We start from the raw sequence: 24,955 nt of genomic DNA on the forward strand, positions 1-24,955 counted from the left end.
TGGCGGATTTGGCCCTCGCTCAAGCGCCGCGCGGGCTTGCTGATCCGATCCCCGCTCTGATCAAGCGGACACCGGATCAGGCCGCCCGGATCGTGTGGAGGAAGTGGCGGACCTGCCCGTCGAGATGCTCGGACTGGCGCGACAGTTCGGAGGCCGAGGTCAGCACCTGGCTCGCCGCCGCACCGGTCTCCTCGGCGGCGGCCGCGACGCTGGCGACGTTGCCCGTCACCGCGCCGGTGCCGGCGGACGCCTCGGAGACGTTGCGCACGATTTCCTGGGTCGCCGCCCCCTGCTCCTCGACCGCCGCAGCGATCGATCCGGCCAGCCCGTCGATCTCGCGGATACGCGCCGCGATGTCGCCGATGGCGTTGACGGCCTGTCCGGTGATGGTCTGGACTTGCCCGATCTGCCCGGAGATCTCGTCGGTCGCCCGCGCCGTCTGGTTGGCGAGTTCCTTGACCTCGGCGGCGACCACCGCGAAGCCGCGGCCGGCCTCACCGGCGCGGGCCGCCTCGATGGTGGCGTTGAGCGCGAGCAGGTTGGTCTGCCCGGCGATGGTGGAGATCAGGCCCACCACGTCGCCGATCTTGGCGGCCGCGACGCTCAGATCCTGCACGAGTTGCGCGGTGCCCTCGGCCTCGACAACGGCCTTCTGCGCCAGCGCGGTCGATCCGGTGACCTGCCGGGCAATTTCCTGCACCGAGGCGCCGAGCTCCTCGGCGGCCGCGGCGACCGTGCCGACATTGGCCGCAGCCTCTTCCGCGGCGGCTGCGGCGGCGTTCGATTGGGAGGCCGTCTGCGAGGCGGTGCCCTCCATGCTCTGGGCGGTCGCCTGCAGCTCGGTGGCAGCGGCCGAGACGGTGCCGACGATGCCGCTCACCGCCCGCTCGAAGCTGTCGGCCATCTCGCGCATCGCCGCCTTGCGCTGCGCCTCGGCGCCGGCCCGTGCCAGTGCGGTCTCCTCCTCCAGGGCACGGGTGCGGATCAGGTTGTCCTTGAACACCTGAACGGCGTTCGCCATCGCCCCAATCTCTTCGCGGCGCTCACGGAAGGGAAGCTCGACGCTAACATCGCCTTCCGCCAAGCGGCTCATCAACCCGGTCATCCGGCGGATCGGGCGCGCGACGAAGCCGTTGAGCAGCAGAATGCCGAGGCCGGCGACGAGCAGCAGCGCCGCGAGACCCGCGCCGACGGCGAGGCGGGACGTGCTCGCGGCCTCCTCGGCGATCCGGGCGCGCGTCGCCAGCAGGGCCGCCTCGGCGCCGGCCATCGCGGCGGCGACCTTGCGCACGGTGTCCATCGCCGTCTTGCCGGCTCCGGATGCCTCGATCCGGCGTGCCTGTTCCCGGGTCGCCTCGTCGCGCATCAGCGCGATCTCGCGCTCGGCGACGTCGCGGGTCCATTGGCCGGCGGCCGCGTCGAGAGCGTCGAGTCGGCGCAGTTGCTCGGCATTGTCGGCGACGAGGCTGCGCAGCCGTCCCAGCGTCTCGCCATACGCCTTGGTTCCGGCATGGAACGGTTCGAGGAAGGCAGGCTCGGCCGAGACGAGATAGCCGCGCAGGCCCGTCTCCCGGTCCACCATGGTGGCCGTCAAACGGTCGAGTTCCAGTAGCACTTGGTAGGTGTGGTCGCGCCAGCGGTTGGTTTCCTCGATCTTGCCGAGGCTACGCCAACTGATGAACGTGGAGCCGCAGACCGCGAGGATGACCAGCGCGAAGACGACGACGAGCTTGGCGACGATGGAGAGATTGGCGATGCCACGCATAACGCTGATCCAAAAGGGCAAATGCGCTACCCGGCGGCAGCGCTTCAACAAATGATGGCTTTCACGAACCTAAAGTCCCGTTAATCCGGAATGGCACAAGAAAATTGTGCACTCATGCCGCGAAGCGATGGGGCCGAGTTGCCTGATTCGCGCCGATCACAGGATCCAGCGATCCCACAAGCACAGGCCGGCGCGAAGGTTGTTTAAGCTGGCAGATTTCGGACAAATGTCTGACTTAAATCGGTTTTTCCTGATCGAGCAGACGTGGCGGGAATATCTTGCCCGGCAATTCTTGCCCGGCGCATCCAAAAATTAACCCCTCGGTAACCATCCGGGCGGTCAATGGGTGCGTCGGTAAGGAAACGTCAACGCCCGTGACCAGCCCCGCTCCCACCCGCCCCACACTGCCCCTGCGAGGCCGCGTCTTCCGCGCCGTCTCGCTGGCGCCGGAAGCCCCCCTCGCCGATTGGCTCGCCCTTCTGGACGCGGCCCTGAAGCGATCGGCCACGCTGTTCGACGACCGGGCCGTGATCCTCGACGTCGCCGGTCTCAAACCTGCGCCGTCCGAGTTGGAGACCCTGATCGCCGAGCTGTCGGCGCGGAAACTGCGCATCCTCGGCATCGAGGGCGCGGAGGCCCCGCTGCCCTCGCTCCTTCCGCCGCGGCTCGTCGGCGGCCGTCCCGTCGGCGATGCCTTCGAGGCGCCGGCGTTCGAGGAAGACAAGCCGGGCGTGTCCTCCCTCACCATCGAGGGCTCGATTCGCTCCGGCCAGAGCATCGTCCACCGCGAGGGGGACGTGACCGTGATGGGCTCGGTGTCCTCGGGCGCCGAGGTCCTCGCGGGCGGTTCCATCCACGTCTACGGCGCCCTGCGCGGGCGGGCCATCGCGGGCGCCGCCCGCAACCCCCGCGCACGCATCTACTGCCGCAAGTTCGAGCCCGAGCTTCTCGGCATCGACCGCCTCGTCCGCACGGCCGAGGACATGGGCACTCACCTGCGCGGCCAAGCGGTCCAGATCTGGTCCGACGGCGGCGCGATCAAGATTGCAGCCTTGGGTTAAGGGGAAACGAGAATGGCCAAGGTTCTTTGTGTCACGTCCGGTAAGGGCGGCGTCGGCAAGACCACCACGACGGCAGCGCTCGGTGCGGCGCTGGCGCAGGCCGGCGAGAAGGTCTGCGTGGTCGATTTCGACGTCGGCCTGCGCAACCTCGACCTGATCATGGGCGCCGAGCGCCGCGTGGTCTACGACCTGATCAACGTCACCAACGGCGACGCCAAGCTGCCGCAGGCGCTGATCCGCGACAAGCGCCTCGAGAACCTCTCGCTGCTGCCGGCCTCCCAGACCCGCGACAAGGACGCGCTCACCGACGAGGGCGTCGAGCGGGTGATGGGCGAGCTTCGCGAGAAGTTCGACTGGATCGTCTGCGACAGCCCCGCCGGCATCGAGCGCGGCGCCCAGCTCGCCATGCGCCACGCCGACGTCGCCGTGGTGGTGACGAACCCCGAGGTCTCCTCGGTGCGTGACTCGGACCGGATCATCGGCCTGCTCGACTCCAAGACCGTGCGCGCCGAACGCGGCGACACGATCGAGAAGCACCTGATCCTGACCCGCTTCGACCCGGCCCGCGCCGACCGCGGCGACATGCTCAAGGTCGACGACGTGCTCGAGATCCTCTCGATCCCGCTGCTCGCCATCATCCCGGAGAGCCTCGAAGTCCTGCGCGCCTCGAATGTCGGCTGCCCGGTGACGCTCAACAACCCGCTCTGCGCCCCCTCTCGCGCCTACATCGACGCCGTGCGCCGCCTGAAGGGCGAGACCGTGCCGATGGCGATCCCGTCCGACCGCAAATCCCTGATCAACAAGCTGTTCACACGGAGGGCCGCATGAGTGTCCTGACCTTCCTCAAGCCGCGCGGCTCCGGTTCGGTCGCCCGCGAACGCCTGCAACTGATCCTCGCGCACGAGCGCGTGGAGAACGGACGGCCCGACCTGATCATCACCCTGCGCGAGGAGATCCTGAACGTGATCGCCAAGCACGTCACGGTCGAGCGCGACAAGGTGCAGATCAAGCTGGAGCGGGGCGAAGGCGTCTCGACGCTCGGCGTCGATATCGAATTCCCTGTCGATGCAGTGCTCAAGCCGAAGCCGAAGGCCAAGCGCGCCATCGCCTGATCCGGTCTCCGCTCGATCGAGGCGGGGAGCGTATCAGCCAGCCCGCGCGGCGCTTGAGCGAGGGCCAAATCCGCCATCCCGAAGGGATCAACCGGATTTGGTATGAGCCGACCGCCCTCCGGACGAACCACCACCTGCGGCCCCGAACGGGTGCCGCAGGTTTTTTCGTTTCGCGACCCTCTACGGGGCCGCATCGCGATGGACGACCGGAAGCGAGCGATCGGGAAAGACCGGCCGTTGCCCGGCGGCAACATATGTCGTTTTTGCGGACCCGCTCAAGACGGCCACAATAGAAGAACAGACTGTCCGGCAATCGATTCCTGCAAAGCCTTCAAAGGCTTGTTTTGATTTGAAAGAATACTCTAGAACACATACAAACTGTCCTCCCGGACTTGTTCAATGCGCGGTTTACGTCTCCCGTAACGGCCGGGAACGGTGCCGTCGCGCGCCTTCGCGGGTTCGGGGTGGGTGGGATGTCGGCGGGGTTGATCGAGGCTCTGCATCGGTGTGAGGGCGCTCGGCTGCAGCGCTTTCTCACGCGTCTGCTGGGCAATCCGGCCGATGCGGCCGACGCGGCACAGGAGACCTATCTGCGCCTCGTGAAGGCGTTCGACCGAACGGAGATCGAGCAGCCGCGCATCTTCCTGTTCTTCGTGGCGCGCAACGTCGCGCTCAATCTTGGGGCGCGGCGCCGTCTCGAGAAGGGGCTGTTTTCTCCCCTGACGGACCTCGACCTCGCGGAGGTGGCGGACGGGCAGGCGCGGCCCGAGCAGCAGGTCATCGCGCGCCAGCAACTGCGCCTCGTCGCGGCCGCCATCGACAGGCTGCCGCCGCGCTGCCGCGAGGTCTTCCTGCTCAGCACCCTCGACGGCCTGCCCAACGGCGTCATCGCCGCGCGGCTGGGGATCAGCCGCAACATGGTCGAGAAGCACCTGATGAAGGCGTTCCTCCACACCCGCCGCACCTGCCGCGACTTTTTCTGAAGGCGGCACGTCAGGATTTTCCGGCCTCACCGGTCTTCACGGGAGACGGGGCTCGCGTTGGCCCGGACGGGCATGCGAGACGAGTGCGAAAGAGAACCGGCAAGAACAGCGGGATGAACGAGCGCACGCCCTCGGACGCGCCGGAGGAGGCCGAGGATCCGGTCTACGAGCAGGCCGCCCTCTGGGTCGCGCGCCTCTCCTCCGCGGATGCGACGGACGCCGACCATCGCGCCTTCGAGGCGTGGCGCGCGGCCGACCCCGCCCATGCCGAGGCCTATGCCGAGATGGAGGCGTGGCGCGGCACGATGAAGCGGGCACCCGATCCGCGGCGGCCCCGCCTGCCGAAGGGTCTGGCGGCGCTTGCCGCCGCCCTCGGCCTGGGTGTCCTGCTGAGCGACCCGCTCGGCTGGGTGGACCGGATGCGGGCGGATGCCTGGACCGATCGCGGCCGCATCGAGACGACCACCCTCCCGGATGGCAGCCGGGTCGATCTCAACACCGATACGGCCCTGGCCCTTCGGTTCACGCCCAGTGAGCGCGGCGTCGCGCTGCTGCGGGGCGAGGCGGTGTTCGATGTCGTACCCGATGCCGGGCGTCCCTTCGTCGTGAGCGGGAACGGGGTGCGGGCCCGCGCGGTCGGGACGCGCTTCTTCGTCCGGGTCGATGGCGCGGCCGCCCCCGTCGGCGTGGCCGAGGGCCGGGTCGATGTGGCGACCGGCGCCGGCGAGACGCGGCTCAGGGCCGGTGAGGTCGCGCTTCGGGGCGAGGATGACCGTCCGGTCGCCCGCGCGGGCGACGTCGCGCAGGCGATCGCGTGGCGCGAGGGCAAGCTCAGCGTCTCGGGTCAGCCGCTCTCCCATGTCCTGAGCGAACTGGAACGCTACCGGCGCGGCCGCCTCCTGCTGACGGATTCAGCCCTCGGCAGTCGTCGCTTCAGCGGCACGCTCGACCTGCGCGACACCGACGCGTCGCTCGACGTTCTGGCCGCGGCGATGGGGCTGCGCCTCACCCGGCTGACGCCGCTCCTGATCCTCGTCCGACCGGCCTCCTGAAACGAGGCGCCCGGTTGATGACTTCGGTCGTCCTTGCAAGGCGAAGCCGGGGCAATCGAAGGTTCCGCACGATCCGGAGAGGTCGCGCCCTGGATCGGTTCGGCTCCGCCTCGCGATGACGGAGTCCGGCAGAATCCGAAGCGGTCAACCGGAACCAGCGTGAGACGCATCGGGACGACAGGCGCGCCGAAGGTCAGGAGTTTCGCGGCCGGTCTCGTCACGCTGCCCGGTCGAAGTCGAGTTGCACCAATGCAGCGGCCAAGTGTCTCTCACCAAACTCCGGCCGCGCTGTCCTCACCAGGGCGAGAACGGTCGGCGACCGGAAGTTTTGCGATGCTCGCCAAGAGCGCCTAACAGAACCGTTTGATCTGGTTGCGGGTGATGAGGCTTGCGGCGAGGCTGGTGAAGGCCTCGTAGATGTCGCTGCGCCGCTCGTAGCGGATCGGCAGGCGGCGGAAGCTGTTGAACCAAGCGTGGGTCCGCTCGACGACCCAGCGGTGACGCCCGAGCCGCTCGCTGTTCTCGATGCCTTTGCGGGCGATGCGCGGTACGATCCCGCGCGCCCGACACTCCTGGCGCCTCGCCCTGGCATCGTAGGCCTTGTCGGCGTGCAGCTTGCCGGGCCGCCTGCGTGGTCGCCCGCGCCGTCCCTTTCGCAGGGGCGGGATGGCGTCGAGGGTCTGGGCTTTCATCACGCTGTCGTGCCGGTTGGCCCCGCTCAGGCGGAAGCCGCGCGGCGTGCCGCGCGCATCGGTGACGAGGTGGCGCTTCGTACCCGGCTTGCCCCGGTCCGTCGGGTTCGGGCCGGTGGCAGAGCCCCTTTTTTGGCCGGGACAGATGCACTGTCCAGGCTCGCCCGGCTCCCGTCGATCTCACCGGCCGCGTGAAGGCGCTCCAGCAGGACTCGATGCAGGCGCGCCCCGACACCCGCCTCCTGCCAGTCGCGCAGCCGACGCCAGCCACTCATCCCGCAGCCGCAGCCCATTTCAGCCGGCAGCCCAGGGCAACCCGGAGCGCAGGACGAACAGGATACCGGTCAGCGCCGCCCGGTTCTCGATCGGACGCTTGAGCAAGCGCCGGCCACCGGCGCAGGTGATCGGCGAGATCGACCGACCTGCAGGGCGGTCGACGCCGCGGCCGTGTCGTGTTGTCGCTCTTTCCACAACCGTCCCCAGCGAAGTGCGGAGAGGGCCGGCAATCGCGTGTCCGGACAGGAACCGGCGACGGGCTGTGCGGTGTTCCCGCAGGCCGACCCCGGACGTCGCCTGCACGGAACAGAGATGGCAAAGCCCAGGACTGCGAAGCCCCGAGACGATCAGGATGCGAGTCACGAAGCGGCTGCCGCTCCGCTGATCCCGACGGGGGCCCTGGCGGTCGCCCTGCTCGGCCTAGCAGGGGCCGCGCGACCGCTGATTCACGTGGCCCGCGACGGGCGCCGCCTCGACGAGATCGCCGCAATCCTGCGGGCTCTGGCTCCGGAACGGAGCGTGGCGGTCTATCCCGAATGGGATTGCCTGCCCTTCGATCGCGCCTCGCCCTCGCGCGGGGTGATGGGGGCGCGTACCGGCGTGCTGCGCTGGCTGACCGACGCCCAGGCGCAACCCGACATCCTGCTCACCACCGCCCCCGCGCTTCTTCAACGCGTGCCGCCGCCGGAGACCTGGGCGAGCGCCCATGTCGAGCTGCGCGTCGGCGATCCGCTCGATCCGGAGCGGCTGACGGCGGAGTTGGCCCGGCTCGGCTATATCCTCGACGACCGGGTCGACGAGCCCGGCGAGGTGGCTTTGCGCGGGCGGACCCTCGACGTGTTCCCGGCGGCCGCGCCGCTTCCCTGCCGGGTCGAGCATGACGGCGTCCGGATCACCGCGATCCGCTCCTACGATCCGGTGTCGCAGCGTTCGAAGGTCGAGACAGGGCGGCTGGTGATCGATCCCGCCACCGAGATCATCCTCAACTCGGATTCCGGCCTGTCCCTGGAACCCTTCACCGGCCAGGAGCACCGGCTGGCGCGCTTCTATCCCGAACTCGTGACGGTCCTCGACTACGTGCCCGAGGCGCGCCTCGTCGTCGAGGATGGTGTGGAGGAGCGCGCCGCCGCCTTCTTCGACCAGATCGCCGAGGGACGCGAGGCGGAGGGCCTGACCGCCTCGGCCGGGAGCGGACGGACATCGAAGGCCGACCGGGAGCCGGATCTCTACCTCACGCCCGAGACGTGGGCGGCGCTGATCGAGGCCCGTCGCCTCGCCGCCGCGACCGGAGACGCGGCCGAGCCGGTGGTCGGGCCGGTCTTCGCCCGCGAGCGCCGTCCCGAGACGGCCTTCGCCAAAGCCGTGCGCGCGGCCCTCAAGGCCGGTGAGCGCGTCGTCCTCGCCGGTCCCAAGGCGCCGCTGCGCCGCCTCGTGCGGGCAGCCTCCGCCGCCGATGAGCGGACGGTCCGCTTGATCGACGGCTGGGGCGAGGTCGAGGCGGCGGAGCCCGGCGCGATGCTGGCGATCGAGGCCCCCGTCGAGGCAGGCTTCCGCGTGCCGGAGGCCGGCGCGACGGTGATCGCCGCCGCCGACCTGTTCGGGCATCTCGCTGCGGGCGTGCAGCGGCGCGCCGCCGTGCTGCCGATCGGCGAGGTCGAACTGCGGGTCGGCGACGTCGCGATCGACCGCGATCATGGTCTCTGCGTCTTCGAGGGGCTGGAGACGATCCGTGCGGGCGAGGCGGATGCGGAGGACGCCCTGCGCCTGCGGTTTGCCGACGACGCGATCCTGATGGTACCGGTCGCCCAAGCCGACCGGATCTGGCGCTACGGCTCGGAGGCCGAGGCCGTGACCCTCGACCGGCTCGACGGCGGCACCTGGGCCCGGCGGCGGCTGGAGGCGGAGGCGACGCTCGCCAAGGCGGCGCGGGCGATGCTGAAGGCCGCACAGGAGCGCCGGACCACGCGCGCGCCGCAGATCGTGCCGCCGGAGCGCGAGATGGAGCGCTTCGCCGCCGGCTTCGGCTATCCCCTCACCGGCGATCAGGCGCAGGCGGTGGAGGAGACGCTGGCCGATCTCGCCGGCGCGGCGCCGATGGACCGGCTGATCTGCGGCGATGTCGGCTTCGGCAAGACGGAGGTGGCGCTCCGTGCCGCCGCGGCGGCGGTCTTCGCCGGTCGGCAGGTCGCGGTGATGGCGCCGACTACGGTGCTGGTGCGCCAGCATGTCGAGACGTTTCGGCGGCGCTTTGCCCGCTTCGGCATCAACGTGGCGCATCTCTCGCGCCTCGTGCCTCCGGCCGAGGCCAAACGGGTGAAGCAGGGCCTCGCCGACGGCAGCGTGCGCCTCGTCGTCGGCACCCAGGCGCTCGCCGGGCGCGGCGTCGCGTTCCACGATCTCGGACTCGCCATCATCGACGAGGAGCAGCGCTTCGGCGCCAAGACCAAGGCGAGCCTGCGCAAGGCGGCGGGAACGGCCCACATCCTCACCTTGAGCGCGACGCCGATCCCGCGCACGCTCCAGGCGGCGATGGTCGGCCTGCAGAGCCCGAGCGTCATCGCCACGCCGCCGGCGGTGCGCCAGCCGATCCGCACGGTGATCGCCCCGTTCGAGGAGGCGACGCTCGCCGCGGCCCTGCGGCGCGAGCATCGCCGGGGCGGCCAGAGCTTCGTGGTCTGCCCGCGCATCGAGGACATCGCGCCGATGGCAAAGCGCCTGGGCGCGCTCGTGCCGGGGCTCGAGGTCGTGATTGCGCATGGCGAGATGAAACCGGCCGAGATGGACGATGCCATGGTCCGCTTCGCCGACGGCGCAGGCGACGTGCTCTTGGCCACCAGCATCATCGAGAGCGGGCTCGATGTGCCGCGGGCCAACACCATGCTGATCTGGGATGCGGAGCGGTTCGGCCTCGCGCAGTTGCACCAGTTGCGCGGCCGGGTCGGGCGCGGGCAGCGGCGCGGCGTCGTCTACCTGTTCGGACACCCCGACAAGCCGCTCAGCCCCTCCACCGAGAAGCGGCTGCGCACGCTGGAGGCACTCGACCGGCTCGGCGCCGGCTTCGCCATCTCCGCCCGTGACCTCGACCTGCGCGGGGCGGGCGATCTCGTCGGCGACGACCAGTCCGGCCACGTCAAGCTCGTCGGTCTCGGCCTCTACCAGCACCTGCTGCAACTGGCGCTACGCGCGGCCAAGGGGGAGGCGGCCGAGGATTGGAGCCCGGAAGTGCGGATCGGCCTGCATGGGCGCGTGCCCGCCGACTACATCCCCGAACCCGAGATCCGCCTCAGCCTCTACACCCGCCTGCTACGCCTGCGCGAGGCGGCCGAGATCGACGCCCTGCGTGACGAGATCGAGGACCGTTTCGGGCCGCTGCCGGAGCCGGTGGAGGCCCTGTTCACTCTGGCCAGCTTGCGAATCGGATGCCTGACCCTCGGCATCATTCGTCTCAGCGGCGGTCCGCAGGGCATCGCCGCCGATTTCCATCCGGACAGGGCGATGCCGGTGATCCCGGTCTCCGACGACGTCACGGTGCGCGATGGGCGCATCGTGATGCGCGGGGGCAGCGAGGATGCGGTGGAGCGCGGACGGCAGGCTGCTGCCTTCCTGCGCCGCCTCGACGAGGCACGCGACCGGCGCGGCTGAGTGGGACCTGCAACACATGAAGCCCTCCCGGTGGTGAAACCGGGAGGGCCGAGCTGATGAGCCGGAGCGGACCGAGCGAGCGTCGCTCAGCCCGGCGCGAGGCCGAGGAGGGTTCCGAGGGGGACGACGAGGGTGAAGCCGCCGTAGAAGCCGTCCTTGGCGCGCCGCGGCGTGTAGGGGTTCCAGAACGTGTTCGGGTTGACCACGTACTGCACCACCGGCTCGAGGATCACGCCCGCGCCGACATCGAGATGCGCGTTGGCCTCGAACACGAACTTGTCGCGCGAATACGGTGCGCCCGAGCCGCCCGAGATGAAGTTCGCATCCGCGAGGAACTGCGTGTAGTTCTCAGACAAACGCTGCCAGTTCATCTTCAGGCCGTAGGTGTCGTTCGGCCGGCTCTGGTCGGGCGCCTGCAAGAGCACGCCGAAGAACGAGTTGAAGCGGATCGGCACCGTCGGATCGAAGGCGTAGCCCGTGCCGGTGTAGAGCGAGATCGCCGTCGGGTGCGGGTTGGCGACCAGGCCGCCATCGGCGCGCCAGACGGTCTGCGTGCCGGTCAGAACGATGCCGGACGTGCCCGTCTTCTGCAGCGCCGGGGTGCCGGGGTTGAGCCCGCGCGAGGTGCCCAGCACCGTCTTGAAGTTGTCGTCGTGGTCGGCCGTGTTGACGAAGCCGGTGAGCGAGGCGCGGCCCGGATAGGCGGTCATGGTGTAGTCGGTCTTGTAGCCGATCTCGGTCATCACGAGCGCGCCCGCGAGCCGCTCGTAGCCCCAGTCGTAGCCCGACAGCGCGTTGGTGCCGGGGTTCACCGAGAAGGCGCCGGCCTGGATGTAGGTCGAGGGTGAGAGCTGGTAGGCGGCGTTGGCGCCCCAGACGGCGTAGAGCGGCGAGGTGAAGCCGGCGTTGATGTAGAACAGGTCCTGGAAGCAGGAGTTGATCGAGTTGCACGGCGGCAGGCCGTAGTAGCGGTCCGGGTGGGTGCGGCCGAACTCGACGACGAGGCGGTCGTCGAGGAGCTTCTGCTGATAGGTGAGCAGCGAAAGGCGGTTGGAGTTGGGGTTGAAGGGCGGCTGGTAGCCGAGCGTGGTGTCGCCGATATCGGCGGCCATGTTGAGGTTGCGGACGTTGCCGAAGAAGGTCTGGGTGAACTTGATGGCGCCCCCGGCGATGCCGGCCAGCCGCTGCATGTCGGCGGTCATGGAGAGGACGAAGTAGGTGGAATTGGACTGCTCGCCGGTGCGCAGGCCGGCCGAGGGGTTGGCTTGGTAGAAGTTGTAGACGTTGACGTCGAAGGTGAGCCCGCGCTCGGCCATGTGGGTGGCCCAGGGGGCGAGCGGCCCGACGCGGACGGGGTCGCTGGGTTTGGCGGCGATGTTGGGATCGGTGCGCGGCTGGGTCTGATCGTTGAACTCGCCCACCGGTGAGGGCTGCTGCGCCAGCGCTCCGCTCGCGCCCGCAAGGCTCGCCGCGAACAGCGCGCCGACGGCCCATCCGCGATGCCGTCCTCGCCGTCCCGAGCCCGCCGTCCCTGATCCCTTCCCGCATCTACCAACACGCATTACGTCATCCCCTTTACTGTACTCGCTGCGATCGAGACTTCGCTGAATTTAGGAGGCTCCGGATTTTGCGGTGCGCAATCCGGCGGCTTCCGACCCGCGATGCGGCGGCACGCCTCGCAAGTGTCGTGCAACAGCCAATGTCTGATTTCTGGTTTTTGGCCGATCGCTCGGCAGCCACAGGCAAGTGGCTCTGGTGCGTCCGATGCTTGGGCAATGTGATCAAAGCTCGTGCTTCTGCGTAATTTTTGATCACATGGCCTTTGCTTTACTAGGCTGGCACTGAAGTTTGCGCGCGGTCAACCGGGAATTTGGACTTTTTGGATTTTGCGGCATCGCGTTTGCAAGCGGGCCACGAAGCGGGCGGGTTTGGGTCCCGACCCTCATCGGCATTGCCCATAAGAAAAAAAATGTCTTCAGGAGAAATATGCTCTTGACGCGCCGTGAAAAGGCGCTTTAGCGTTTAGAGAAATAAAAAACGCGACAGTCTAAGCATATATAAGGCTATTCGCTCAAAAATCGGGCAGCTGCATAGCAAATAAGGGGATCGATATGGACTTCACGCGTCGCAAGCTCCTGAAGCAGTCTTCTCTCGCCGCGGCAGCGATCGCCGCGCCGCATCTCTGGCTGCCGACGGCCCGCGAGGCCTGGGGTGCGACGCTCAAGAAAGGCGAACCGATCAAGGTCGGCTTGCTGTTCTCCCTCACCGGCCAGCTCGCGGTGCCGGAGGAAGATTCCACCCTCGTGATGCAGTATGCCATCGACGAGATCAACAAGAACGGTGGTATTGCCGGGCATCCGATCCAGTCGGTGATCGTCGATGCCAAGTCGGACTTCAATGTCTACTCGGAGAAGGCCAAGGAACTCATCATCCGCGAGAAGGTGATCGCGCTGTTCGGCTGCTACACGTCGGCCAGCCGCAAGGCGATCCTGCCGGTGGTGATGTCGCAGAACAGCCTGCTCTATTACCCGACCTGCTACGAGGGTGCGGAATGTACCCAAAACACGATCTGCACGGGTCCGCTGGCCAACCAGCACTCGAAGGACCTGATCCCCTACATGGTCAAGAACTTCGGGAAAAAAGTCTTCTTCGTCGGCTCGAACTACGTCTGGCCGAAGGAGTCGAACAAGAATGCCAAGATCTGGCTCCAGGAGGCCGGAGGCGAGCTGGTCGGTGAGGAGTACATCCCGCTCGGCAGTGCCGAATTCGGGCCCGTCCTCGGCAAGATCCGCGACGCCAAGCCGAACTTCATCTTCTCGACCGTGGTCGGCGCCTCCGACATCGCCTTCCACAAGCAGTTCAAGCAGGAGGGTTTCAAGGTCGATTCCATGCCGATCGCCTCGCTCACCACCGGTGAGATCGAGACCAAGGCGATGGGTGCCGAATTCGGCGCCGGACATTTCCTCTCTGCGCCCTACTTCCAGTCGCTGGAGAACCCAACCAACCAAAAGTTCGTCGAGAACTTCCTCAAGAGCAAGTACGGCAAGAATGGCTCCACCCATTACAACATGGAGGAGACCTACCTCTCGGCCTACGTGTTCAAGGCCGGTCTCGAGGCCGCGATCAAGAAGACCGGCAATGTCGAGGAGGTCACCTCGCGTATGATCCGCGACGTCAGCGGCGGCGTGCGGGTCGAGGACGACGTCTCGCCGGAAGGCCTGATCTGGATCGACGGCGACAACTTCAATTCCTGGCTCAAGCCCAAGATCGGCCAGTGCCAGGCGGACGGCAGCTTCAAGATCGTCTCGGAAGCGAAAGAACACGTCGCGCCCGATCCGTACTCGATCTACCCGAATGCCGGGAAATGCACCGCCACGGGCCTCGTCGCCCCCGACGGCAAGAGCCGCAAGAACGTCATCTGACGGATTCCCGCGCCCCCGCTCCGGCCGCGGATCCGCGCGGCCGGGCCTCGAAATCACGGAGGTCCCGTGACGTCCCTCGACATTGCCCCCTTTGCCAACGCCCTGTTGCTGGGCTTGAGCATCGCCAGCATCTGGCTCATCGCCGCGATCGGTCTGACGATCATCTACGGCACCGTCGGGGTCATCAACATGGCCCATGGCGAGTTCATCATGCTGGGTGCCTACACCTCCTACGCCCTGCAGAGTTCCCTCGGTCTGCCGTTCCTGCTCTGCCTGCCCGCCTCCTTCATCGTGGTGGCGCTCGTCGGGCTCGTGATCGAGCGCGGGCTGATCCGTTACCTCTACAACCGCCCGCTCGATACGCTGCTCGCCACCTGGGGCGTGTCGCTCGTCTTGATGCAGGGCGTGCGGCTGATCTTCGGCTCGGATCCGAAATACATCGCCGTGCCAGAGATCTTCCAGAGCAACGTCGAGGTGGGCTTTGCCAGCCTCTCGGTGTTCCGCCTCGTGGTGCTTGCGATCACCGCGCTCATCGTCGCGGCGACCGCCTGGCTGTTCTACCGCACCCGCTTCGGCATGCAGGTGCGCGCGGTGATGCAGAACAAGGAGATGGCCGCCTCCTTCGGCATCAACGCCGACCGGGTCTACATGACGACCTTCGCGATCGGCGCGGGCCTTGCCGGCGTGGCCGGCTCGCTGTTCGGCGTGCTCGCGATCGTCCTGCCGACCATGGGCACGGCCTACGTGGTGCAGGCCTTCCTCGTGGTGGTGGTCGGCGGCGGGACGCTGATGGGCAGCGTCGCCGCGGCCGGGCTGACGGGCGAACTCCAATCGGTCTTTGCCTTCATGACCAACGACACCTTCGCGCGCTTCCTCCTCTACGTGCTGATCGTCGTCTTCCTGCGCTTCCGCCCGCGCGGCCTCTTCGCCGTCGCCAAAGGCCGCCGGTGAAGCCACTTCGGCTTCACCCTTCCCCCTGCCCGTCAGAAGAGTCTCACCCGCAGATGACGACGCGCAATCTCTATCACAGCAAGCCGGCGCAATGGGCGGTCTACGGACTGTTCTTCCTCAGCATTGCCCTGATCCCGGCCTTCGTCTCCGACGGTTTCCTGCTCAACCAGTTCGCCGTCTACGGCATCTACGGGATGCTCGCCCTGTCGATCAGCCTGTGCTGGGGTTTTGGGGGCATCCTCAATCTCGGCCAGGGCATCGCCTTCGGGCTCGCTGCCTACGGCATGGCCATGACCATGCAGATGCAGTCGCAGGATCTGGATTCGAACCCGATCCCGCCCTTCATGCTCAACAACAGCCTGGAGCACCTGCCCTGGTTCTGGCAGCCGTTCTGGAGCACCGGCGGCGGCATCGTGTTGGCGCTCGTCGTGCCCACCTTGTTCTACGTCGTGTTCGGCACGCTGATGTTCCGCGCCCGGGTCTCGGGGCCGTTCTTCGCGATCATGTCGCTGGCAATGCTCTCCGCCTTCGCCACGCTGATCCTCGACATGCAGCCCTACACCAACGGCGCCAACGGCCTCTCGCCGCCCGCGCCGCTGAGCCTCTTCGGCACCGATATCGATCCCTACGGCCCGACGGCCTACTGGATCGTCTGCGGCCTGCTCATCGCCGTCACGGTCGGCGCCAAGCTCTTGACCCAGAGCAAGTTCGGCCTCGTGGTCCAGGCCCTGCGCGGCGACCCTGAGCGGGTGCGCTTCCTCGGCTACAACGTCGCCCTCTACGAGACCTGCATCTACGCGATCTCCGGCTTCATCGCCGCGCTCGCCGGCTGCCTGTGGGTGATGCTGATCCAGTACGTCTCGCCGGCCCAGCTCGACCCCACCTTCAGCATCGGCATGGTGATCTGGGCTGGGATCGGCGGGCGCCTGTCGCTGCTTGGCGCGATCCTCGGCGCCTTCCTGATCCAGGGCGGCCAGAGCTATCTCGGCGACCAGTTTCTGGCGACCTGGCTGCTCGTGCTCGGCGCCTTCTTCATCGTGGTCGTGCGCTTCCTGCCCAAGGGCTTGGCGGGGCTTCTCGAAAAGGTGCTCGGCGGGCTCTCGCGCCAGCCGGGCAAGCACACCCGGCCCAACCTGCGGGATGCGATCTCCGGCGCCCCGGCGGCGGGCGAGTGACCGATCGATGATGACCTCTCTCATCATCGAGCGCCCGCGCGATGGCGCGGCGGCGGGCGTCCGCCGGACGCAGGGAGGCCGACCATCGGTCGGGTTCCCTGCCACTCGGACAAAGTGAGGTAATGATGGGCGTTCTCGAAATCCGCGACCTGCACAAGAGCTTCGGCGGCACCAAGGTCATCAACGGCTTCAGCCTCGACGTGACCGAATTGACCCTGTGCTGCCTCGTCGGCCCGAACGGGGCCGGCAAGACCACCACCATGGACCTCATCACCGGGCGCCAGAAGCCGACCTCCGGCTCGATCGTCCTGCGCGGCGACGACATCACCGCTCTGAGCGAGCACGAGATCGCCCAGCGCGGCATCGGCCGCAAATTCCAGGTCCCGGCGGTGTTCCGCGAACTCAGCGTACGCCAGAACTTCGAGGTGGCCTATAGCCGAGAGGTCAACCCGTTCCGCAACATGCTGCGGCGGCGCCCGGCCGGCTTCTCGGCCAAGCTCGACGAGGTGGCCACACTCACCGGCCTCAAGGACCGTCTCGAGGTCGAGGCGGGCTTCCTCTCCCACGGCGAGACACAGTGGCTCGAGATCGGCATGGTGCTGATGCAGAACCCGGCGATCCTGCTCCTCGACGAGCCGGTCGCGGGCATGACCGAGTCCGAGATCGAGAAGACCATCGTCTTCCTCAACGAACTCAAGCGCACCAACACCCTGATCGTGGTCGAGCACGACATGGGCTTCGTCCGGCAGATCGCCGACGTGGTCACGGTGATGCACATGGGCGCCTTCCTGGCGCAGGGAAAGCTCAGCGACATCGAGAACGACCCGCGGGTGCGCGAGGTCTATCTCGGCGAGGCGGAGGTCTGACGATGCTGCTCGATCTCGACCGTGTGACCTCCTATTACGGCAAGACGCCGATCCTGAAGGAGGTCGGCCTCGGGCTGCCCGAGGGGCAGTGCCTGTGCGTGCTCGGGCGCAACGGCGTCGGCAAGACCACGCTGTTGCGCACCATCATGGGCCTGACCGACCGCACCTCCGGCGAGATCCGGATCGACGGCGCGTCCGTGGGCAAGGCGCCGACCCATGTGCGGGCGAAGTACGGCCTCGGCTACATCCCGCAGGGGCGCCAGATCCTGCCGCACTTCACGGTCAAGGAGAACATCCTGCTCGGCACCTTCGCTCGCACCGACGGGCGCCAGGACGTGCCGGAACTCTGCCTCACCCTGTTCCCCTACCTTGCGGAAAACCTGCACCGGAAGGCGGGCCTGCTCTCGGGCGGCCAGCAGCAGCAGCTCGCCATCGCCCGCGCGCTTGCCACCAACCCGCGCATCCTGCTCCTCGACGAGCCGACCGAGGGCATCCAGCCCAACATCGTCGCCGAGATCGGCCAGACGCTGGGGCGGCTCAACAAGGAGTTCGGCATCACGCTGATCCTGACCGAGCAGCACATCAAGGTCGCACGCAAGCTCGGCGACGCCTTCCTGATGATGGAGAACGGCCGCATCGTCGCCCGCGGGCCGATCGGCGAGATGACCGATGAACTGATCGAGCGGCACATGACGATCTGAGCCCGCGGCCACGCCGTCATGGTGAGGCGAATCCGGAGCCATCCAGGGCGCCCCCTTCCGCGGAGAGGGGGCGCCACCGGATCGCTGCGTCGGTGCTCGGGAAAATGAGGTTGTCTACAGTCGGTGTAAAAAACGTTTCCTGACAAGAATTATTCACTTGACCTTCCGTCTGTACGAGCAATAAATTCGACCAACAAATAAGATCCGCGTAATCGGAAGCAAATTTCCGAATAGTCTCGGTCGATTTGTCTGCATCTTCACTTCTCAGTGGGGCGTCACGGCTCCGCCGATACGGGCCGCCGCCGGATCGCACCGGCGTGCAAGCCCGCAACCATGCCGGCCGCAACGGCGCGGCCGGGACTTAAGAGGAGCGACGACGATGGAACCGATCCCGAAGAAGGGCACGCCCGAGCGCCAGCGCCTGATCGAGGCGCACAAGGCCTGCATGGACTCGATGAAGGGGGTCGCCGGCAACTCGGTGCTGCTGTGTGAGACGCCCGGCGACACCACCGTGGTGACGGGCGGCGTCCATGCCGATCCGGTGCTCAAGCGGGTGCTGCTGCGCATGCGCGGCCAGAGCCCGAAGGGCAAGCTGATCGTGATCTGTACCAAGGTCGATGCCGAGTGGCGCATTGCCCGGCTCTCCGGCGTCCGCGGCGTGCCCCCCGAATTCGTCGGCGACAAAATCTACACCGACGAGCAGGAGATCCAGCACGAGATCTTCCTGATGCGCCTCGACGAGCTCTCCGACAGCTACGGCTTCCCGGAAGACTATCACGAGGGCTGGAAGCGCAAGGACGATAACTGGCCGATCACCTGAAGCGACCAGGAATTCTTGAACTCACGTCGATCAGCGGGAGGCCGTGACGCGCCTCCTGGCGCCCCCTCGCGCAACGACGCGCGGACGAGCGGGGGCGGGGACCAGAGACGATGCCCGAAGGATTGACCCGATGACCACCATGAGGCTGACCGGTTACGCTGACAAGTTCGGCGTGCATCCCGGAGATACGATCCAGTTCTACGTCAACTGCGACGGTCCGTCCGAGTACAAGGTCGAGATCGTCCAGATGATCAACGGCGACACCAATCCGCGCGGGCCCGGCTACATCGACAAGCCGGTCGAGGCGGCGGTCAACGGCACCTATACCGGCAAGAAGCAGATCATCCACGGCGGCTCCTACGGCTACGTGCCGGACGCGAAGCCCTTCCACGTCGAGAGCTTCACGCTCCAGTGCTGGATCTGGCCGACCGCGCCGAAAACCCATCCGCGCTACTGGAAGCACGGGCCGCAGGGCCTCGTGACGAAGTGGTCGAACGAGTGCGGCTACGGCCTCTTCATCAACGAGGAGGGCTGCCTCGAACTGCGCATCAACGAGCACCGGATCACCACCGGCGTACCGATCCGCGACCATGCCTGGCATTTCTGCGCCGCGACCTTCGACGCCGCCACCGGCCTCGTCACGCTGATCCACGAACCGCAGGTGGTCTACGCGCTGGATCCCGAGATCGCGCCGGTCGAGGCGCGCCTGAAGGCCGCGATCGCCCACGCTCCCGTACCCGTCGCGCTCGGCGCCTATGTCGAGCGGCTGGCGCCGGAGGATCCGCTCGCCGCCTCCTCGAAGCCGGCCGGCGTGGTCTTTGCCGGCAAGTATAACGGCAAGCTCGACAGCCCGCGCCTCTGCAACCGGGCGCTCTCGCGGGCCGAGATCGAGATGATGAAGGCCGGTGCCCAGCCGGGCCTGACCGAGCGGCGCAATGCCGGCCCCACCGGCAAGCTCTCCGAGTGCATCGTCGCCGCCTGGAACTTCTCCGTCGGCATCGACACGCTCATCTGTAAGGACGAGGGCCCCTACCGCTTCGACGCGACCCTGGTGAACTGCCCCAACCGCGGCATGACCGGCTACAACTGGTCGGGCCAGAACTTCGATTGGAAGCACGCGCCGCAGGAATACGGCGCCATCAGCTTCCACGACGACGACGTCGATGACGCTCGCTGGTCTTGCGACTTCGCCTGGACCGTGCCGGAGACCGGCGTGAAGAGCCGCTTCTACGCCGCCAAGCTGACCACGCCTGAGGGCGACGAGGAGTTCATCCCGTTCTGGGTGGTGCCGCGCATCGGCCAGGAGACCGCCAAGATCGCGGTGATGGTGCCGACGATCAGCTACATGGCCTATGCCAACGAGCACGTCGCCTGCAACGCGGGCGGTGCGGAACTGTTCGTCTACCGCGTGCCGATCATGCAGCAGCAGAACATGTTCCTGTCCGAGCACCGCGAATACGGCGGCTCGATCTACGATACCCACACCGATGGCACCGGCATCTCGATCTCGTCGCGCCTGCGGCCGATCCTGTCGATCCGGCCGAAATACGACCACTTCCTCGCCCAGGCGCCGTGGCAATACCCGGCCGATCTCCACCTGATCTACTGGCTGGAGACGATGGGCTACGAGTACGATGTCTTCACCGACGAGGACATCACCTACGACGGGCTCGCCCGCATCGAGAACTACAACGTCATCATCACCGGCTCGCACCCGGAGCACAACACCGGCACCCAGCTCGACGCGCTCCACAACTACACCCAGCGCGGCGGCCGGCTGATGTATATGGGCGCCGACGCGTGGTACTGGGTCCACTCGTACCATCCCGGCTACGAGGACAAGGGCCGCGGTGTCGTCACCGAGATGCGCCGCTGCGAATCCGGTATCCGCACCTGGCGGGCCGATCCGGGCGAGTACTACCACCAGGGCACGGGCGAACTCGGCGGGATGTGGCGTTTCCGCGGGCGCTACCTGCACTCGGTGGCCGGCGTCGGCATGTCGTCCGAAGGCTTCGACGTCTCGAGCTACTTCTCGCGCACACCCGATAGCCTCGATACCCGCGTGTCGTGGGCCTTCGAGGGCATCGATTACGACGAAAAACTCGGCAATTTCGGCCTCGTCGGCGGCGGCGCGGCGGGTCTCGAACTCGACATCGTCGACACGATGCTGGGCTCGCCCCCGCACACCCTCACGGTGGCGACCTCGGCCGGGCGGCACACGGAGGCCTACCTCCTCGTCATGGAGGATTTCGGCTTCAACCAGCAGGGCCTCGACGGCACCACCCATCCGCGGGTGCGCGGCGACATCGCCTATCACGAGACCCCGAACGGCGGCGCCTGCTTCGCTTTCTCCTCGATCGCCTATTGCGGCTCGCTGCCGTGGAACAACTGCGACAACAACATCTCGCGGCTGACCAAAAACGTGCTCGACCGCTTCGCGATGGACGGGCCCCTGCCGGCCCCGCCGGACAGCGCGATCAAGCACCGCGGCCGGGCCGATTACGACCCGACCCCGATGGAGCATCGCAGCCGCAAGGAGCGCGGCGAGCCGCTGCCCGCCTGACCTCATGGTTCCCGCCACGGCGGGGATCGCTCCGACGCTCCGTCCTTGCCCTCCTCGGGCGGAGCCCCGGTGGCAGCGCCCGTCAGCCCCCGAAGGTGCGCTGCCACCGACCCTTTCCCGCCGCTTTCCCCGAAGAGTGAGAGGCGTTCATGGTCCTCGCCGTCGCGTCCGCCGGCTTCGTGCCGGACCGCCCCGATCTCGGCCACCGCGCCGAGGGGCTCGACCTCGCCGACCCCGCCTTCTTCGCCGACAGCCTCGATCCGGCGGCGCCGCGCCTGCTGCCGCCGGCCGCCTACCGCGCGCTCGCCTTCGCCGAGCTTGAGGACGACGCGGTCTGGACTCGCTCCTGGCTCGCCATCGGCCTCGGCGCCGAGATTCCTTCCGCCGGCGACCTCCTGCCCTTCACGGCCGGCCATCACGGCCTCCATGTCCAGCGCGAGTCCGACGGCGGTCTCGTCGGGCGCTTCAACAAGGCCCAGCACGGCGGCTGCCGCGCGGTGCCGCTGCAATGCCGCACCGGCACGAAGACCCGCTGCTCCTTCACCGCCTGCGGCTACAGCCGCGACGGGGCCGTGCTGCCGGCCGGCCCCGACGGGCCGACACCGGCGATGCACCAGTATCTCGGCCTGCGCCCGGAGCGGCTGCTGCCGGTCGCCGCCCGTGCCTGGGGGCCGTTGGTGCGGATCAACCTCGATCCCGCGGCCGCCCCGCCCGAACCGCCGCGTGAGGGCCTGACCGCGCTGGCTGGCGAGACCCGGCGGGCGGAGTTCTCCGCCAACTGGAAACTTGCGATGCAGGCCCTGGCCGAGGGCGAGCCCTTGGCGGAGGCTTCGGACAGCCTGCGCCTGACCGGACGCCTCGCGACCGGAGAGCTTGCGACGATCGCCGTCTACTTCCCGAACCTCGTCCTGATCGCGGGGCGGGCTGAGACCTGCGCGGTGATGCTCCAGCCGACGGCGCTGGGGCAGACGCTGCTGCGGATCGGGCTGCTCGGCTCGGGCGACGCGGAATCGGCCGCGGCCGCTCCGGGGCGAATGTCTTGGGATGCGTGGCTTGCCGAGATCGCTACCCGGATGGCGCCGGCCGTCGCCACGCAGGCGGCGCTCACCGGCCCGGAGGCGGACGACCCTCTTCCGACGAACGCAGCCGGTCTCTGGCTGCAGCGAAACATCGCCGCCCGCGTGCTGGCGCGGCCGGCCGCCACGGAGACCCAGCCCCTCTACGCCACGGCCCAGGGCCGCGGCTGCTGATTTTTTGGGAGATGTCGATGAGTCTAGCCCAGCCTCTCGCCCCCGCGCCAGTCCTCGCCGACGGCGTCGCGGCCTTCGAAGCCCACGCCTACGACCGGGCGCTCGCCGTGTTCCGGCCGCTCGCCGAGGCGGGCAATCCGGAGGCGCAGGCCTGGCTCGGCGCGCTCTATGCCGGCGGGACCGGCGTGCCCGCCTCGCTGACCGAGGCCTTCGAATGGTATCGCCGCGCTGCCGAGCAGGGGCACGGCCCGGCCGCGACCAATGTCGGGGCGATGCTGGCCATGGGCCAGGGCGTCGCGCAGGACCGGGCCGAGGGCGCGCGCTGGCTGGAGCGAGCCGCCGCCAGCGGCGACGTGATGGCGGCCTACAATCTCGCCACCCTGTTGGCGAAGGGCGACGGGCTCCCTGCCGACCCCGCCCGTGCTGCCGCCCTCTACCGCAGCGCGGCGGAAGCCGGGCACTACCCGTCCCAGGCCCGGCTCGGCCATCTCTACGCCCAGGGCATCGGAGTGGAGCGCGACCGGGTCGAGGCCTTCGCCTGGCTCTCGCTCGCCGCCGGTCACGGCGTCGGCACGGCGCTCAACGCTCTGGAGGAGGTGATCCGGGAGATGTCGGCCGAGGAGAAGCGCGAGGGCGCCACCCGGGCGCAGGCGCGCCGCAGCGAGCCCGGCCGCATCGCCCCGATCCCCGCGTGAGGCGCCACCGATGACCGCCTACAGCGTGCAGCAGATCAAGTTCGAGTTCATCAGCTACGTGAAGGAGTTCGGCGCCGATTTCTCCGCGTGGTCGGTGGGCGTGGCCGAGGATGCAGCCGCCGCGCTGTTTCGCGAACACGGGGTCGATGAGGCCCGCGACATCTGGCTGTGGAAGCCGGCGGTCTCGCCCGCCGCCGCGGCGATGGTGCGCGATTGGATCTGCGGGCGCCAGGGCGCCACCGCGCTGGTCGGGGAAGGGCGCCAGGTGTTTCTGTTCCGGCGCGGGTCGGTGGCGGCATCCGGAGTCGAGGGGACGGCCGGAACCCGGTTCGCTTCAGCGCATGATGCGGCATCTGGTTGATGGCCGGGGTCCCGTCGCTCCCGTCCTCGCGGGGCCGCGCAGCGGAACCCGGGATCCTCCCGTGATGCGACACCGAAACACGGCGTCGAGGCTCGTCGTAGATGGCGCGCCTCCGCCCCTTCAGAGCCGGGCCCGAATGCTATCGCCGAAGCGGGGTCAGGTCCGCAGAACCTTGCCCGGATTGAGCAGGCCGTCCGCGTCGAGGGCCCGCTTCAGGCGATGCGCCAGAGCCATCTCCTCGGGCCGGCGGCGGTGCGCCAGCTCGTCGACACGGTACTGGCCGATGCCGTGCTCGGCAGAGATGCTGCCCGCGAACCGGTCGACCACGTCGTGCACGAGACGGTTGATCGCGGCGCCGTCATGCTCGGCCCCGATCAGCACGTTGTAGTGCAGGTTGCCGTCGCCCATGTGGCCGAACACGTTCGGGACGGTGCCGGGCGCGCCCTCGGCCAGCGCCCGGTCGGCGGCCTCCAGAAAGGCGGGGATCGCCGGGATCGGCACCGAGACGTCGTGCTTGACCGACTTGCCCTGATGCGCCTCGCATTCGGTGATGCGCTCGCGCAAGGACCAGAGGCCCGTGGCCTGCGCCTTCGATTCGGCCAGCACGCCGTCCAGGGCATCGCCCCGCTCCAGAACCTCGCCGAGCGTGCCCTCAACCGCGTCCCGGAGACCCGAGAGGCTCGATCCCGCCTCGAGCAGGATGCACCAGGGCGAGGGGGAGAGCGGGCTCGCCATGTCGGCATGGCGCTCCAGCAGGTCGAAGGAGCAGCGCGAGATCAATTCGAAGGCCTGGATCGTGTCGCCCAGGCCGTCCTGCGCGGCGGCCAGCACCCGGAGCGCCGCCTCCGGATCGGGTACCGCCAGCAGGGCGATCTCGGTGTGACGCGGACGGGGCACGAGGCGCAGCACCGCAGCGGTGACGATCCCGAGCGTTCCCTCGCTGCCGATGAAGAGCTGCTTCCAGTCGTAGCCGGCATTGTCCTTGCGCAGGGCGCGCAGGCCGTCGACGACGCTGCCGTCGGCGAGCACGACTTCGAGACCGAGGACGAGGTTGCGGGTCATGCCGTAGCGCAACACGTTGATGCCGCCGGAATTGGTGGCGATCATGCCGCCGATCATCGCCGAGCCTTCCGCGGCGTAGCTCACCGGGAACAGCCGCCCGGCGGCCTCCGCCGCTGCCTGCGCCGCCTGGACGACGCAGCCCGCCTCGACTTCCAGGGTGAGGCCGACCGGATCGACCGCGCGGATCGCGTTCATCCGCGCCAGCGAGAGCACGATCTGGCGCCCCGAGGCGTCGGGGGTGGCCCCGCCCGCGAGCCCGGTATGACCGCCCTGGGGCACCAGCGCGACGCCGGCCTCGTGGCACAGGCCGACGATGGCGGCGACCTGCTCCGTGCTCGCCGGCCGCGCAACCGCGGCGGCCCGGCCCGGGAACAGGCGGCGCCAGTCGATGGCGAAGGGGGCGCAATCGGCCTCGTCCGTCAGCAGGCCGCCCGGCCCCAGCCGTGCATCGAGCCGGGCGAGGAAGTCGGAGGGAAGTCCGGTCGCGCTCATGGCTTGCTAAGGAT

At 68.3% G+C, this 24,955-nt stretch carries 19 protein-coding genes and 1 pseudogene; 16 read left to right on the plus strand and 4 right to left on the minus strand.

The features are described 5' to 3' along the window. Nucleotides 1–76: 76 nt before the first annotated feature. Nucleotides 77–1,765, minus strand: a complete 1,689-nt coding sequence (locus LPC10_RS06080) for a methyl-accepting chemotaxis protein (protein ID WP_231345896.1) — start codon at nucleotides 1,763–1,765, stop codon at nucleotides 77–79. A gap of 374 nt (nucleotides 1,766–2,139) precedes the next feature. Here LPC10_RS06080 and minC point away from each other — a divergent pair, with 374 nt between their 5' ends. The 5 genes from minC to LPC10_RS06105 all read left to right on the plus strand — a co-directional run bounded on the left by minC (nucleotide 2,140) and on the right by LPC10_RS06105 (nucleotide 5,973). After that, nucleotides 2,140–2,826: a septum site-determining protein MinC gene (gene minC / locus LPC10_RS06085; RefSeq protein ID WP_231345897.1), complete on the plus strand. Its 687-nt coding sequence runs from the start codon at nucleotides 2,140–2,142 to the stop codon at nucleotides 2,824–2,826. 12 nt (nucleotides 2,827–2,838) lie between these two features. After that, nucleotides 2,839–3,654: a septum site-determining protein MinD gene (gene minD, locus LPC10_RS06090; protein ID WP_003602600.1), complete on the plus strand. Its 816-nt coding sequence runs from the start codon at nucleotides 2,839–2,841 to the stop codon at nucleotides 3,652–3,654. After that, a complete protein-coding gene (gene minE / locus LPC10_RS06095; protein WP_231345898.1) occupies nucleotides 3,651–3,938 on the plus strand; it encodes a cell division topological specificity factor MinE in 288 nt (95 codons plus the stop codon). The genes minD and minE overlap by 4 nt, the downstream gene beginning before the upstream one ends. A gap of 473 nt (nucleotides 3,939–4,411) precedes the next feature. Then, on the plus strand, nucleotides 4,412–4,921 hold the full coding sequence (locus LPC10_RS06100) for an RNA polymerase sigma factor (protein ID WP_231345899.1): 510 nt from the start codon (nucleotides 4,412–4,414) through the stop codon (nucleotides 4,919–4,921). 113 nt (nucleotides 4,922–5,034) lie between these two features. After that, complete coding sequence (locus LPC10_RS06105; RefSeq protein ID WP_231345900.1) at nucleotides 5,035–5,973, plus strand: FecR domain-containing protein; 939 nt, start codon at nucleotides 5,035–5,037, stop codon at nucleotides 5,971–5,973. 350 nt (nucleotides 5,974–6,323) lie between these two features. On the opposite strand, the pseudogene LPC10_RS06110 reads toward LPC10_RS06105, so the two are convergent. Beyond that, nucleotides 6,324–7,079 (minus strand): annotated as a pseudogene (locus tag LPC10_RS06110) (IS5 family transposase). Nucleotides 7,080–7,253: 174 nt separating this feature from the next. Between LPC10_RS06110 and LPC10_RS06115 the strand changes: the two are divergent. Next, entirely contained in the window at nucleotides 7,254–10,583 is a 3,330-nt protein-coding gene (locus LPC10_RS06115; protein ID WP_231345901.1) for a helicase-related protein, read from the plus strand. 86 nt (nucleotides 10,584–10,669) lie between these two features. Here LPC10_RS06115 and LPC10_RS06120 read toward each other — a convergent pair whose 3' ends face one another. Beyond that, nucleotides 10,670–12,145, minus strand: a complete 1,476-nt coding sequence (locus LPC10_RS06120) for a carbohydrate porin (protein WP_231345902.1) — start codon at nucleotides 12,143–12,145, stop codon at nucleotides 10,670–10,672. 549 nt (nucleotides 12,146–12,694) lie between these two features. Here LPC10_RS06120 and LPC10_RS06125 point away from each other — a divergent pair. The 10 genes from LPC10_RS06125 (at nucleotide 12,695) to LPC10_RS06170 (ending at nucleotide 23,387) form a co-directional block, all read left to right on the plus strand. Next, on the plus strand, nucleotides 12,695–14,005 hold the full coding sequence (locus tag LPC10_RS06125) for a transporter substrate-binding domain-containing protein (protein WP_231345903.1): 1,311 nt from the start codon (nucleotides 12,695–12,697) through the stop codon (nucleotides 14,003–14,005). 66 nt (nucleotides 14,006–14,071) lie between these two features. Next, nucleotides 14,072–14,956 carry an urea ABC transporter permease subunit UrtB gene (gene urtB / locus LPC10_RS06130; protein ID WP_231345904.1) on the plus strand — a complete coding sequence of 295 codons (885 nt, stop codon included), beginning with the start codon at nucleotides 14,072–14,074 and terminating at the stop codon, nucleotides 14,954–14,956. Between the two features lie 53 nt (nucleotides 14,957–15,009). Further along, nucleotides 15,010–16,131, plus strand: coding sequence for an urea ABC transporter permease subunit UrtC (gene urtC / locus LPC10_RS06135; protein ID WP_231345905.1), 1,122 nt, complete (start codon nucleotides 15,010–15,012; stop codon nucleotides 16,129–16,131). 125 nt (nucleotides 16,132–16,256) lie between these two features. After that, on the plus strand, nucleotides 16,257–16,997 hold the full coding sequence (gene urtD / locus LPC10_RS06140; RefSeq protein WP_231345906.1) for an urea ABC transporter ATP-binding protein UrtD: 741 nt from the start codon (nucleotides 16,257–16,259) through the stop codon (nucleotides 16,995–16,997). A gap of 2 nt (nucleotides 16,998–16,999) precedes the next feature. Then, nucleotides 17,000–17,698, plus strand: a complete 699-nt coding sequence (gene urtE / locus LPC10_RS06145) for an urea ABC transporter ATP-binding subunit UrtE (RefSeq protein WP_231345907.1) — start codon at nucleotides 17,000–17,002, stop codon at nucleotides 17,696–17,698. Between the two features lie 379 nt (nucleotides 17,699–18,077). Next, nucleotides 18,078–18,518 (plus strand): N,N-dimethylformamidase, small subunit, encoded by a 441-nt coding sequence (locus tag LPC10_RS06150; RefSeq protein ID WP_231345908.1) that lies wholly within the window; start codon nucleotides 18,078–18,080, stop codon nucleotides 18,516–18,518. Between the two features lie 130 nt (nucleotides 18,519–18,648). Next, entirely contained in the window at nucleotides 18,649–21,081 is a 2,433-nt protein-coding gene (locus tag LPC10_RS06155) for a LamG domain-containing protein (protein ID WP_231345909.1), read from the plus strand. A gap of 149 nt (nucleotides 21,082–21,230) precedes the next feature. Then, entirely contained in the window at nucleotides 21,231–22,331 is a 1,101-nt protein-coding gene (locus LPC10_RS06160; RefSeq protein WP_231345910.1) for a hypothetical protein, read from the plus strand. 17 nt (nucleotides 22,332–22,348) lie between these two features. Beyond that, nucleotides 22,349–23,026 carry a tetratricopeptide repeat protein gene (locus LPC10_RS06165; protein ID WP_231345911.1) on the plus strand — a complete coding sequence of 226 codons (678 nt, stop codon included), beginning with the start codon at nucleotides 22,349–22,351 and terminating at the stop codon, nucleotides 23,024–23,026. A 10-nt stretch (nucleotides 23,027–23,036) separates the two neighbouring features. Beyond that, on the plus strand, nucleotides 23,037–23,387 hold the full coding sequence (locus tag LPC10_RS06170; RefSeq protein ID WP_231345912.1) for a hypothetical protein: 351 nt from the start codon (nucleotides 23,037–23,039) through the stop codon (nucleotides 23,385–23,387). Nucleotides 23,388–23,543: 156 nt separating this feature from the next. Here LPC10_RS06170 and LPC10_RS06175 read toward each other — a convergent pair whose 3' ends face one another. Continuing rightward, nucleotides 23,544–24,941, minus strand: coding sequence for an FAD-binding oxidoreductase (locus tag LPC10_RS06175; protein WP_231345913.1), 1,398 nt, complete (start codon nucleotides 24,939–24,941; stop codon nucleotides 23,544–23,546). Nucleotides 24,942–24,955 lie beyond the last annotated feature (14 nt).

This window comes from Methylorubrum sp. B1-46 (assembly GCF_021117295.1).
In the GTDB taxonomy this organism is placed as follows: Bacteria; Pseudomonadota; Alphaproteobacteria; order Rhizobiales; family Beijerinckiaceae; genus Methylobacterium.